The 12,348-nt window shown below is 67.6% G+C and carries 12 protein-coding genes; 4 read left to right on the top strand and 8 right to left on the bottom strand.

What is annotated here, in order from left to right:
• Positions 1–2: 2 nt before the first annotated feature.
• Entirely contained in the window at positions 3–203 is a 201-nt protein-coding gene (locus CDOO_RS05035; RefSeq protein WP_018022641.1) for a hypothetical protein, read from the top strand.
• A 41-nt stretch (positions 204–244) separates the two neighbouring features.
• On the opposite strand, the gene CDOO_RS05030 is transcribed toward CDOO_RS05035, so the two are convergent.
• The 5 genes from CDOO_RS05030 to CDOO_RS05010 are packed head-to-tail and all read right to left on the bottom strand — an operon-like array spanning position 245 to position 5,789.
• Entirely contained in the window at positions 245–1,858 is a 1,614-nt protein-coding gene (locus CDOO_RS05030) for an ABC-F family ATP-binding cassette domain-containing protein (protein WP_018022640.1), read from the bottom strand.
• Between the two features lie 45 nt (positions 1,859–1,903).
• Positions 1,904–3,586, bottom strand: a complete 1,683-nt coding sequence (locus CDOO_RS05025; protein ID WP_018022639.1) for a cation:proton antiporter — start codon at positions 3,584–3,586, stop codon at positions 1,904–1,906.
• Between the two features lie 46 nt (positions 3,587–3,632).
• A complete protein-coding gene (locus CDOO_RS05020) occupies positions 3,633–4,454 on the bottom strand; it encodes an SDR family NAD(P)-dependent oxidoreductase (protein WP_018022638.1) in 822 nt (273 codons plus the stop codon).
• Positions 4,455–4,476: 22 nt separating this feature from the next.
• Entirely contained in the window at positions 4,477–5,181 is a 705-nt protein-coding gene (locus tag CDOO_RS05015) for an SCO1664 family protein (RefSeq protein WP_018022637.1), read from the bottom strand.
• On the bottom strand, positions 5,178–5,789 hold the full coding sequence (locus tag CDOO_RS05010) for a histidine phosphatase family protein (RefSeq protein ID WP_018022636.1): 612 nt from the start codon (positions 5,787–5,789) through the stop codon (positions 5,178–5,180). The genes CDOO_RS05015 and CDOO_RS05010 overlap by 4 nt, the downstream gene beginning before the upstream one ends.
• Before the next feature lie 37 nt (positions 5,790–5,826).
• Here CDOO_RS05010 and CDOO_RS05005 point away from each other — a divergent pair, with 37 nt between their 5' ends.
• Complete coding sequence (locus CDOO_RS05005; RefSeq protein WP_018022635.1) at positions 5,827–7,203, top strand: sigma 54-interacting transcriptional regulator; 1,377 nt, start codon at positions 5,827–5,829, stop codon at positions 7,201–7,203.
• 77 nt (positions 7,204–7,280) lie between these two features.
• Here the strand turns inward: CDOO_RS05005 and CDOO_RS05000 are convergent, their stop codons facing one another.
• Positions 7,281–8,042, bottom strand: coding sequence for a DUF429 domain-containing protein (locus CDOO_RS05000; protein WP_018022634.1), 762 nt, complete (start codon positions 8,040–8,042; stop codon positions 7,281–7,283).
• 197 nt (positions 8,043–8,239) lie between these two features.
• Between CDOO_RS05000 and CDOO_RS04995 the strand changes: the two genes are divergently transcribed.
• The gene (locus CDOO_RS04995; protein WP_018022633.1) at positions 8,240–10,207 is read left to right on the top strand and encodes a vWA domain-containing protein; all 1,968 of its coding nucleotides are present in this window, start codon (positions 8,240–8,242) and stop codon (positions 10,205–10,207) included.
• On the opposite strand, the gene CDOO_RS04990 is transcribed toward CDOO_RS04995, so the two are convergent.
• A complete protein-coding gene (locus tag CDOO_RS04990) occupies positions 10,204–10,635 on the bottom strand; it encodes a hypothetical protein (RefSeq protein WP_018022632.1) in 432 nt (143 codons plus the stop codon). The genes CDOO_RS04995 and CDOO_RS04990 overlap by 4 nt on opposite strands.
• Before the next feature lie 105 nt (positions 10,636–10,740).
• Between CDOO_RS04990 and CDOO_RS04985 the strand changes: the two genes are divergently transcribed.
• A complete protein-coding gene (locus CDOO_RS04985) occupies positions 10,741–11,007 on the top strand; it encodes a hypothetical protein (protein WP_018022631.1) in 267 nt (88 codons plus the stop codon).
• A 22-nt stretch (positions 11,008–11,029) separates the two neighbouring features.
• On the opposite strand, the gene CDOO_RS04980 is transcribed toward CDOO_RS04985, so the two are convergent.
• Positions 11,030–11,992 carry a hypothetical protein gene (locus CDOO_RS04980; protein WP_018022630.1) on the bottom strand — a complete coding sequence of 321 codons (963 nt, stop codon included), beginning with the start codon at positions 11,990–11,992 and terminating at the stop codon, positions 11,030–11,032.
• Between the last annotated feature and the right edge of the window lie 356 nt (positions 11,993–12,348).

Below are 12,348 nucleotides of genomic sequence, written 5' to 3'. Positions count from 1 at the left end.
AGATGAGCAACTTCCCGTCCGACCCGAACTACGACTCCACCAACAGCCCCAACGTTGTCCCGGAGAACGACGACGACCTCCTCGCCCAGGACACCGGTTCCTACCCCGGCACCGGCGAAGAGGCCCCGGAGAACGAGGACGAGCTGGTCGACGAGCAGGGCGAGGAATCCTTCCCCGCCAGCGATCCGCCGGCCACCTACTAGGCCCAGACCGCCCGCCACCTCATCCGAGGTGGCGGGTTTTTCTATCGCTCGGTGACCTGCCCAGCCTCGACCCGCAGGTGCCGGTCCAGACGCACGGATTCCAGCATCCGGCGGTCGTGCGTGACCAGCAGCAGCGTGCCGTCGAAGGTCTCCAGCGCTTTCTCCAGCTGCTCGATGGCGGGCAGGTCGAGGTGGTTGGTGGGCTCGTCGAGCACCAGCAGGTTGATGCCGCGGGCCTGGAGCAGCGCCAGCCCGGCGCGGGTGCGCTCCCCCGGCGAGAGGTCATCCACGCTGCGGTTGACGTGGTCCGCCCCGAGACCGAACTTGGCCAGCAGGGTGCGCACCTCACTCTCCGTGGAGTCGGGCACCTGCTCCGCGAACACCTCCGCCAGCGCACGGTCACCCGCCAGCACCTCCCTAGCCTGGTCGATCTCGCCGACGACAACCCCGGCGCCCAGGGCCGACTCGTCCAGCAGCGCGCGCAGCAGCGTCGACTTCCCGGCCCCGTTGGGGCCGGTGATCCCGACCCGTTCCCCGGCGTTGATCTGCAGTGACACCGGCCCCAGGGTGAAGGTTTCCTGCTTAACGACGGTCGCGTTCAACGTGGACACCACCGTGCCCGAGCGGGGTGCCTGCGCGATGTGGAAGTCCAGCACCCATTCCTTCCGGGGCTCGGCCACCTCCTCCAGCCGGGCGATGCGGCTCTCCATCTGCCGGACCTTCTGCGCCTGTTTCTCGCTGGAGTCCTGGGCGGCCTTCCTGCGCAGCTTGTCGTTGTCCGGCGCGGCCTTGATGGCGTTGCGCACCCCCTTGCTGCTCCACTCCCGCTGGGTGCGGGCGCGGGAGACCAGGTCGGCCTTCTTGTCGGCGAACTCCTCGTAGCGCTCCCGGGCATGCGCGCGGAGCACGGCCCGCTCCTGCAGGTAGGACTCGTAACCGCCGCCGTAGACCCGGGTGGAGTTCTGGGCGAGGTCGAGCTCGAGGACGGTGGTGACGCAGCGGGCAAGGAACTCACGGTCGTGGCTGACCAGCACCACTCCCCCGCGGAGGCTGCGGACGAATTCCTCGAGGCGTTCCAGGCCGTCCAGATCAAGGTCGTTGGTGGGCTCGTCGAGAAGCACGATGTCGAAACGTGAGAGCAGCAGCGCCGCCAGGCCCACCCGCGCCGCCTGCCCGCCGGAGAGCGCCGTCATGGGTGTCGACTGCGGTAGGTCGAAGCCGAGGTCGGCGAGCACCGCGGGGATGCGGTCCTCGAGGTCCGCCGCGCCGCTGGCGAGCCACCGGTCGAGCGCGACGGCGTAGGCGTCGTCGGCCTCACGGGAAGTTCCGAGGTGTCCGGCCGTCTCCTCCATCTCCGTGGTGGCTTCCGTGCAGCCGGTACGCCGGGCGATGTAGTCGGCGACGCTCTCGCCGTCGACCCGCTCGTGTTCCTGGGGCAGCCAGCCCACGAAGGCGTCCGCCGGGGAAAGAGACACGCTCCCCACCAACGGTGTCGCGGCGCCCGCCAGCAGGGAGAGCAGCGTGGATTTGCCGGCACCGTTGGCACCGACGACGCCGATGACGTCGCCGGTGGTGACCGTGAGGTCGAGGGATTCAAAGAGGGTGCGGTGGCCGAAGCCTCCGGCCAGGTCCCGGGCCACGAGCGTCGCTGTCATGGGTGCCATCCTTGCAGACCGGGGCGAGGCACCCCGTCCACGGTGTCAGTGCTGCGTGCGGTCCTCATCCACGGTGCCCGGTTCCAGCTCCCGGTTTTTCCGGCTGGCGAGGTACTGCATCTTGCGCTCATGCACCATCTCGGAAATGTCCTCACCGGCGCCCCGGGGACCCGGCCCGCCCGCGGCGATGAGCATGCGGTCGATGTCCGCCAGGACCTCGTCGACGTACGCCGGGTTGATGCCCGGCTCGGCGCGGGCCTTGAGCATCTCCGCCTCTGCGGCCTTGAGCGCGTCGATGCGGGCCATCTGGGACTTGGCGCGCATCTTCTCGAGCTTCTCCCGGCGCTCCTGGTAACCCTGCGGGTCGATCTCCTCCTGGATGAGCTGCTGGTCCATCCAGTGCTGGACGGCCTCGAGCTGCTCGGGTGGCAGTTCCCTGGCCTTGGCGATGACCGCGTTCTGCGCGGCCTCTCGGGCGCGCACGTTGAGCAGGGCGACGGCGCGGTCGCCGGCGGCGTCGGGTCCGCTGTCGAGGTCGAGGACCCCGACCAGCCAGGGCAGCAGGAGGCCGGGGATGACCATCGTGCACACCAGAACGGTGAGGGCGATGACCGTCAGTTCATGGTGGAAGTCGAACGCCCCGGCGGGGATGGACAGCACCAGCGCGAGCGTGACCAGCCCGCGCATTCCCGACCAGGCCATGAGCAGCACCTCCTGCATGCGCAGCGGCGCGCTGGAGATCTTCCCCTTGGCCACGTTGAGGCGATAGATCACCCACATCCAGGCGAAACGCACCGCAAACGCCACGGCAGAGAGCACCACGCCCACCAGCACGGCGTGCCACAGCTCCGACCCGACCGTCTCGATGGCGGAGCGGAAGGACAGGCCGATGAGGCCGAAGGCGACGCCGGTGAAGAGCATCTCCACGGTCTCCCAGAACGAGTGTCCGGAGAGCCGGTCCTCCGAGGTCACGGTGGCCCGGGAGTGCATCTCCACCGCGGCGATGACGATGGCGATGACGCCGGACGCGTGGATCTCCTCCGCGAGGATGTAGACGGCGAAGGGGATCACCCAGGTCAACGCGTTGCGTGCGGCATGGTCGGCGACGTGGTCGATGAACCAGGCGGAGACCCGCCCGACGATCAGGCCCAGCAGCACCGCTGCCACGGACGAGTACACAAATTCCACGAATCCGCGCCCGATGTCCACGTGTGAACCCGCGAGCAGGGCGGACAGTGCGGCGTGGAAGGTGACGATGGATGCCGCGTCGTTGAACAGGCCCTCCGTCTGCAGCGTGCCGGTGATGCGGCGGGGAATCCCGGCTGGGCCGGCGACGGCGTCGACCGCCACGGGATCCGGCGGCGCCAGCGCCGCGGCCAGGACGATCGCGGCGGCGATGCCGATGCCCGGGAGCATGATCAGCGCGGTCCCGGTGAGCGCGGCGATGGTGAGGAACACCAGCACGATGGACATGGACCAGATGACACTCGACTGGGCCTTGATCATTCCCCAGCTCGTGCGCCTGGCCAGCGACCACAGCAGGGGCGGCAGGAAGATGGGCAGCATGAGGTCGGCCGGGATCTGCCAGTCCGGGACCCCCGGAATGAACAGCGCCGGGGCGACCACAACGGTCAGCAGCGCCGGCCACGGCAATCCGAAGCGATCACCGAGCGCGGCGACGATGACGGTGGCCAGCAGAAGGCCGATGAGCATGAAGAGATAGGTCACGGCGTGTATCCGATGGTCGAGGGGAAAGAGGGGGTTGCGGAGAAGTCTATATCCGTTGCCGCGCCGACACGGAGCCCGAACGCGCGAACATCGCCCGCTGAATCGGCCGGGGCATCACGCCGACCAGCCGCATGAGGGCCCGGTAGCCGCGCCCCGGCCAGACCAGGGCCTCACCGCGTTCCAGTCCGTCCACCGCCTCGATCGCGCAGCGCTTCGCATCGATGACCATGAACGCGGGCACCTGGGAATCCAACCCCGCCTCCGCACCGGCGGCCACGTCGAACCCGGTGGGCACGGGCCCGGGCGCGACCTCGGTGACGGTGACGGGAGTGCCGGTGAGGTCGAGTCGGAGGTTGGCGCAGAACCCGGCGAGTGCATGTTTGGTGGTGGCGTAGGTGGTGGACATGGGCATGTGGGTGTATCCGCTGCCGGAGCTGATGATCATCAGGGCCCCACGACGGCGCGCGATCATCCCCGGCAGCAGCCCGTGGACGAGCTGGAGCACGGAGGTGAGGTTGACCTGGACCATCGACGCGATTCGCGACCACTCCGAGCGGTCGAAGAGCACGTGGTCACCGAACCCGGCGCCCAGGCAGAGGATGTCCACGGGGTCGGCGGCGATGTCCTCGACGAGAGCCGCAGCCGCGACCGGGTCCGCCAGGTCGACGGGCCGCACCTGGACCTCGAGTCCCGGGCGGGCGAGTTCCGTGGCCAGCGCGCGGAGCTCCGCCTCCCGGCGCGCGACGATCACCAGCCGCGCCACACCCCGGCGGGCGAGCTCCCGGCAGATCTCCCGCCCGATCCCGGAGGAGGCCCCGGTGACGAGGGCGGAGGAACCGGCGATGCGTGTCTGCTGTTTGCGGGCCATGATGGATAGTTTACTATCTATTTCACACCAGCGGCCAGGGATACTGATAGTCCGCCCACGGCCGTGGCAGGAACGGCAGCCGCACCATCCGGTCGGCGCGGCGCTGCAGCAGCTCGGCCTCTTCGTCGCTGAGCAGCGCGGTGACCTCCGCCGGGATGTCGCGGGCGAAACGTTCCAGGTCCGCCTGCAGCTCCGGGGCGATCTCCTCCTCCTGGAAGTCCCAGATCACCGTGCGCAGCCTCGTCGCCGGGTTGAAACACAGCCCGTGGTCGATGCCCCAGATCCGGCCGGACTCGTCCTGCAGGACATGGCCGGACTTCCGGTCGGTGTTGTTGATGAGAAAGTCGAAGACCGCGATTCGGCGCAGCTGATCGTGGGTGTCGGGATGGTCGTCGAAAAGCGTGAAATAGTGCTCACCGTTGAGGTCGAGGAACCACTGCAGCGAGCCCACACCGGCGGGCGCGTCCTCGCGGATGACGGTCGGCGGGACGACGTGCCAGCCCAGATGCTCGCTGACCAGGAACGCTGCCCGCTCGCGCACGTGCAGGCCCGGTGGGAAATCATGCAGAGGCTGCTCCCCTGCCTGGGGTTTGTAGATGGCCCAGCCGTACTCGTCGCCGAGGGTGAGGTCCGCGGCGAGGACGAAGTTGCTGGACTCCGCGATCTGGCCGACCAGGCCGATGGTGCCGTCGGACAGCAGGCGGAGCTCGCGGTCGAAGCCGCTCACACGACATCTCCGGAGGTCGAGTTGCGGCGCAGGACTTCTGCGTTGCCGGAGGCGTCGATACGCACCGCGGAGATCGACGCCGGATCGGCGCTGATGCTCTGGAACCGGTCCAGCTCCAGGCCCTCGAAGCTGGTCAGCGCCGCCTTGATGGGGTCAGCGTGGCTGAAGCAGGCGATCGTCTCACCCGGGTGGCGCGCGGCGAGATCACGCACGCCGCACACGATGCGCTCCTGCATCTCCACAAAGCTCTCGCCGCCGGGGAAACGGAACTCGGACGGGCGCTGCTGAACCGTCCTCCACTCCTCCAGCCGGGAGAGCTCCGAGAGATTCGCGCCGGTCCACTCGCCGAAGTCGCACTCGAGCAGCGGCTCGCACACACGCGCCTCCAGCCGGAAGAGGCCGGCCGTGGGCGCCGCGGTCTCCCGCGTGCGCTCCAGGGGCGAGACGTAAACGGCCGCGAGATCGAGGGGGTCGAGCCGCTTGGCCACCTCGCGTGCCTGCTCCTGGCCCTTCTCGCTGAGGTGCAGCCCCGGCGCGCGACCGGGCAGCACCTGGCCGGTCGTCGGGGTGAGGCCGTGGCGGATGAGCAGTACCAGAGTGTCATTCATCACCGCCGAGCCTACGCCCGCTGTTAGTCTCGGGGAGGTGACTTCCACGCCTGACATCCACACCCTCGGAGAGCTCCGCGCCTCCGGCCACGTCTACCGCCCGCTGCGCGAGGAGCTGCGCGAGAACCTCCTGGCCAAGCTCGCCAGCGGGGAAAACCCCTGGCCCGGGCTGCACGGGCTGGAGAACACCGTCATCCCGCAGGTGGAGCGCGCGCTCATCGCCGGCCACGACATCGTGCTGCTCGGCGAGCGCGGCCAGGGCAAGACCCGACTGCTGCGCACCATGACCTCGCTTCTCGACGACTTCTCCCCCATCGTCGCCGGCACCGAACTGCGGGAACACCCCTTCGCCCCGGTCACCGACGCCACCCGCCGGCGCATCGCCGACGAGGGAGACGCGCTGGAGATCGCGTGGCTCGCCCGCGAGGACCGCTACACCGAGAAACTGGCCACGCCGGACACGTCCGTCGCCGACCTCATCGGCGACGTCGATCCCATGCGGGTGGCCGAGGGCCGCCGACTCGGCGACCCCGAGACCATCCACTACGGCCTCATCCCGCGCTCCAACCGCGGCATCGTGGCCATCAACGAGCTGCCCGACCTCGCCGAGCGCATCCAGGTGTCCATGCTCAACGTCATGGAAGAGCGCGACGTGCAGATCCGTGGATACACGCTGCGGCTGCCGCTCGACGTGCTGGTCGTCGCCTCCGCCAACCCGGAGGACTACACCAACCGCGGGCGCATCATCACCCCGCTCAAGGACCGCTTTGGCGCCGAGGTGCGCACGCACTACCCGCTCGCGCTGGAGGACGAGATCGCCGTCATCCGCCAGGAGGCGACGCTGTCCGCCGAGGTCCCCGAGGTGCTGCTGGAGATTCTCGCCCGCTTCACCCGCGGGCTGCGGGAATCCTCCGCGGTGAACCAGCGCTCCGGCGTCTCCGCACGTTTCGCCATCGCCGGCGCTGAGACCGTCGCCGCTGCCGCCCGCCGGCGCGCCGCCGTCCGTGGAGAGTCCGCGGCCGTGGCCCGGTTGGTCGACCTCGAGGCCGCCGTCGACGTGCTCGGCGGCAAGATCGAGTTCGAGCCCGGCGAGGAAGGCCGCGAATGGGAGATCCTCGAGTACCTCCTGCGCGCCGCCACCGCGGAGGCCGTCCGGCCCAGGTTGCGTGGGATCGACATGTCACCGCTCATCGAGGCACTCGACGGCACCACCACCGTCTCCACCGGCGAGGATGTCACCGCCGACGAGTTCCTGGCCAACCTTCCCGATCTGGGCGACGCCACGCTCTACGACGACCTCGCCTCCGCGTTCGGCGGCTCGCGAGCCTCGGCCGTCGAGCTGGGATTCGAGGCCCTGTACCTATCGCGCAAGATCGCCAAGGACTCGGGCGACGGCGAAACCATCTACGGGTAGTTGTTGCTTCACCGGGCTGGCGGGCTGACAGCTATCTCCGCCAGCCCTTCTTTTCCCGCTGACCCCGGCTGATTCACTCAATCCACGTTGGGCAAGTGAATCCACCCCTCGACCATCGCATCAGCCTGTTGCTCCCGGGAGGGGCGGATAGTCCTCCCCTGCGAAGATTCCCGCGCCACCAACGCGGCGATGATCGCATCCAACACATCGTCCGATTGAACGGCCAGCGCACGGAAGCCGTTCCATTCCAGGCTCGGCCACCGTTCCTCGACCTGCCCCACGAGCTCGTCCCGCGCGGTTGCGTTCGCCGTCTTCTTGTACCGGCGATGAATCAAGTGCCAGGATTTCAGCGCCGCCGCCGGGTAGACCTCACATACCCGCCCCGTGCCATTGCGGGAGCAATCGAGCCCGCTCGCCCGTAAACGCGCCTCCAGCGCTGACCACCTCATCGCCGGGTATGCAATGCGATCTGTGGAGACGCTCAGCGGCGTGAGGCCCAGCCTCGAATGCACAAACATATCCGTCCGGCGCAGAGCCATCGATCGTCGCCAGTCCGGGCCCGTCGTCTTAGGAACCTCGACAGAACCCGCTGCATGCGAAGCGATGTGTTCCACAAAAGGCCTCGGCCAACCGAACGGCACGTCTACCCCGGCTTTCTGGGATTCCTCCACAAGCTTGACGATGTGGTCGTCGTCCGCCCCAAGAAGTGCGTGGTGGACGACCAGTCGCTCGCCCGCGTGCTCCTCCCGAATGACCGCAACTCCGGTTCGTTTCGGGTCGGATGCCAGATCGATGCCTGCGAAAGAAATAGAGCCGCTGGGCCGCGCCTGTGTGCTCATCTGTCATCTTCTCCAGCATTGGTCAGTACCGGTGAACCGGTAGCAGTGGGAAACTTCGGGGCTGTGTTTAGCTCTCACCACGTCAGAATTCACCAGGAGTCTAGCGTCCGATAGTGCCTGGGAAATCTATATCTGCAGAGATTGGGTGATCAAGTTACTCTGGCCGATTACGTACACCCCCGGCTAGGAGATACACCATGGCCAACGCTCATTCCTCCGGTTCCCGCCGCTCCCGCTACGCCCGCTACTCCGGCGGGCCGGATCCGCTCACCCCTCCCGTCGACCTCACTGACGCGCTCGACGCCATCTCCCGCGACGTCATGGAGGGTTACTCCCCCGAGCAGGCCCTGCAGGAGTACCTGCGCCGCGGCGGCATGAACCGCGAGGGTTACGACGACCTCATGCGCCGCCTCGCCGAGCGCCGCCGCGAACTACTGGAGCGCCACAACCTCACCGGCACGCTGCAGGAGGCGAAGAAGCTTCTCGACGACGCGGTGCTTGCCGAGCGTGGCCAGCTCGCCCGCGACGTCATGATGGACGACACCGACCGCTCCCTGCGCGAGATGCAGATGACCAACCTGCCCGACTCCACGGCCACGGCGGTGCGCGAGCTTGCCGACTACGACTGGCAGTCCACCGATGCGCGGGAGAAGTTCGAGGCCATCAAGGATCTGCTCGGCCGGGAGATTCTGGAGCAGCGCTTCGCCGGCATGAAGCAGGCCCTGGCGGGTGCCACCGACGAGGACCGCGCCGCGGTTTCCGAGATGCTGCGTGACCTCAATGACCTGCTGGGCAAGCACCGCCGTGGCGAGGACACCGAGCAGGACTTCGCCGACTTCATGGCGGAGCACGGCGAGCAGTTCCCCGAGAATCCGGCGAACATCGACGAACTCATCGACACGATGGCCCAGCGTTCCGCCGCCGCGCAGCGCATGCTCAACTCCATGACCGAGGAGCAGCGCCGCGAGCTCATGGAGCTCTCCGCGCAGGCCTTCGGCTCCCCGGAACTCATGGCCCAGCTCGGCGAGCTCGACGCGAACCTGCGCGGCGCCCGCCCGGACCTGGACTGGTGGGGATCGGAGAACTTCTCCGGCGATCAGGGGCTCGGGCTGGGCGACGGCGCCGGCGCGGTGCAGGACCTCGCGGATCTCGACTCTCTCACCGACCAGCTCAGCCGCTCGCACCCGGCGGACATCGACCTGGACATGCTTCGGCGAACGCTCGGCGAAGAGGCCGCGGTCTCCGCGCAGACGCTTGCGGACATCGAGAAGGCGATGCGCTCCAGCGGCCTGCTGCGTCGCGACGCCGACGGCTCCCTGCGCCTATCCCCCGAAGCCATGCGTCGCCTGGGGAAGACTCTCCTCCAGGACGCCTCCGCCCAGCTCAGCCGAGGTTCCCGGGACTCCCGGCTGACCGGCGCACTCGGCGAACCCACCGGTGCCACCCGCGCATGGGAATTCGGCGACACCCAGACCTGGGACGTCACCCGGTCGATCACCAACGCTCTCCAGCGCAGCGCCGCCGAGGGACTCGACACGTCCGAAGGAGTGCGTATCGACGTCCGCGATGTCGAGATCACCGAGACCGAGACACGTACCTCCTCCGCGGTCGCGCTACTGGTGGACACCTCGTTCTCCATGGCCTCCGAGGGCAGGTGGGTGCCCATGAAACGCACCTCTCTCGCGCTGCACCACCTCGTGTCCACCCGTTTCCGGGGCGACGAGCTCGCGTTGATCACCTTCGGCCGCCGCGCCATGACGATGGACATCGACGAACTCACCGCGCTGGCCCCGGTGTACGAACAGGGCACCAACCTCCATCACGCCCTACTGCTGGCCGAGCAGTTTTTCGCCCGCCATCCCGGGATGGAACCCACACTTCTCATCGTCACCGACGGTGAGCCCACCGCCCACCTCGATCCGCACGGCGAGGCATTCTTCGACTGGCCGTCCAGCCCGGAGACGATCAGCAGGACGGTCACCCAGCTCGACCGGGTGACCCGGCGCGGGGTGAAGACAACCTTCTTCCAGCTCGGCGACGACCCCGGCCTCCGCCACTTCCTGGAGCAGCTGGCCTCCCGCGTGGGCGGGAAGCTGGAGAACCCGGAGCTCGACGATCTGGGCTCGGCTGTGCTGAGCGACTATCTGCGCTCGAGGGGCCGCTAACCGCGCCAGTACCTCCGGAAAGCCGTGTCGTAGACCTCGGCGAACTCCGCCGGGCTCAACCCCCGGACACCGGGCAGGAACAGCCGGGTCGGCTCGCTTCCCGGGAATCTGGGAACCAGCAGGGCCCGTTCACTGTCGCTGAGGTGATCGCGCAGGTAGTCGCGCCCCTTCCACGTGAGCGGGATGACCCAGCGCGTGACCAGCTCCTGCCTGTCTCTCTCCTCGATCTTTTTGCGCTCGGCGGGCTGCAGACCCTCCCACGGGATCGGGGCGAAGCCGGCGAGGGCTAGGCCATAGGCGTCGATAAGCACTTTTCGACGCTGCATCCGAGGGCGCGGCGCGTGCAGTTGAGGCTGACTGAGGAAGGATTCATTCTTCGCACTCCCCGGCAGGATGGCCACCTCAGATTCGAGAACATCGTGACGCACGGGCGAGCACCCAACTCTGGGGAACAGTACTTATTTCCGCAGGTTTTCCATTTCTCGGATGTTCGACCGCTCGCGGCGGAACCCCACAAGAAATTTGCTCATGCAATGGTATTCGACGCCCTGGTGGTACCCACCCGCGCTGTCTCAGTGGGCCGCGCGTTGACGTCAACGCAGTATCCCGACGACCGGGCCGGAGGTTCCGCCTGGGTGGAGAACGTGTGCTTCCTCCCGGAGGACTACGAGAAGAACTGGCAGTACGGGGAAATCGAGCGTCTGCTCCGCACGCACCGGCCCGACCTCGCCATTCCTCTCGACGAGACCCCGGTTCCGCTGCTTAAGCAGTCTTTACCATCCTCCCCTGGCGACTATTGATGAGTCCCCGCACTGCATCCCCCTACGACGACAACGAGCTACTTCCCGCGGAGCTTCCCAGACCAGAGCTCAGAGAGCTGCTGTCGACACTTCCCTGGTTATCGGGCTGTCCGAAGCGGATCGGTGCCACGTGGCGGTCGCAGAGATCATCGACGCCACTGACGAAACGAATCGCCGGGTTCTCCAGAAGGTGGAACGTTTCCGTGTAGTTGAAACCCCCGTGCGCTGATTCCACGTCGGCACCGATCCGGAACGGTTCCTTGGTTTCGCCGGTCGCTGCGCACTTCCTTTCTCCACGCAGCCCGTTGAGGTCAAAGTTCGCCGAAGCGATGGCCGGGCTGCCATCCTCGGCGATCGGATCAGTTAGCCCAGTGGTGGCCACATCGCGGTACTCGAGCAGCGACATGCAGTCGTCGGCAGGATTACCGGAGGGGCCCGCTTCGTCGAAACAGCGCCACGCCTTCTCGACTCGGACCGGAACGTAGAAGGTCGCGGGGTTCTGCTCTTCGGGGAACACCGCGGTGTCGACGTCCGCCTCGATCCGGAACGTGGTGACTCCGCCCACGGGCGCATCAAGCAGGTAGTAGTGCAGGGGCGTAAAGGGCTGCGCCGAACTGAATATCTGGGGGTCCGCGCCCTGGTCCTCGTAGTGGAATTCCCGGGTGCCGTCGTCGTACTGTGCGCTCGTCGGAGCAAGCGCCCTGCTCCCCGCGACCGCACGCTGCTCACCGATCTTGCGCGAACCCGTGCCGGAGGCGTTGGGAATTCCGGTGTACGAGAACGACACGTTGTCCGTGTATTGCTCCGGGAGCGTGACCAGGTATCCCCACGACGTCTGAACGCGGTTGCTCGAGGTCACTGCCCGTACGGACACATCCCAGGCGACCCGGACTGTGTCACCGTGGTTGACAGCCGGCGGCTTCGAGAGGGTCGACGAGACCTTCGACCCATTGACGGCAATGACGTGCCCGGGCTCGATGTTCACGCCGGCCAGCTAATCAACGTTGGCGGTGTCGTCGTCAGCTCTGGCGGCCGGCGACGCTAATCCCGCGGTAGTGAGGGCAAGGACCAGTGCTGCTGCCACGGCTGCCCCCTTCTTCAGCATTGACATGAACCCGGCTCTTCCCAGATGAGGGTGTAGGTCGGCCGGGCGCGTCGGTCCGCAGATAGACGTCGAGATCTCCCGACGATGGAGGTTCCTACGCCATCCATCCGAAAGACCTCGACGTGACCGACACTACCCCGCCGGCCGGCTTCGGCCGCCCTGACCTGACCGCCTTCGCGTCTTATCCCAATCGGCTCTGATCGGGTCTGCTGATCCTCTCGACGAGAACGCAGCGA

Origin of the sequence: Corynebacterium doosanense CAU 212 = DSM 45436, from assembly GCF_000767055.1 — a bacterium.
GTDB classification, from domain to species: Bacteria; Actinomycetota; Actinomycetes; order Mycobacteriales; family Mycobacteriaceae; genus Corynebacterium; species Corynebacterium doosanense.
Note: the sequence above shows the minus strand (reverse complement) of the source record. Positions and strands in the feature narration are given on the sequence as shown.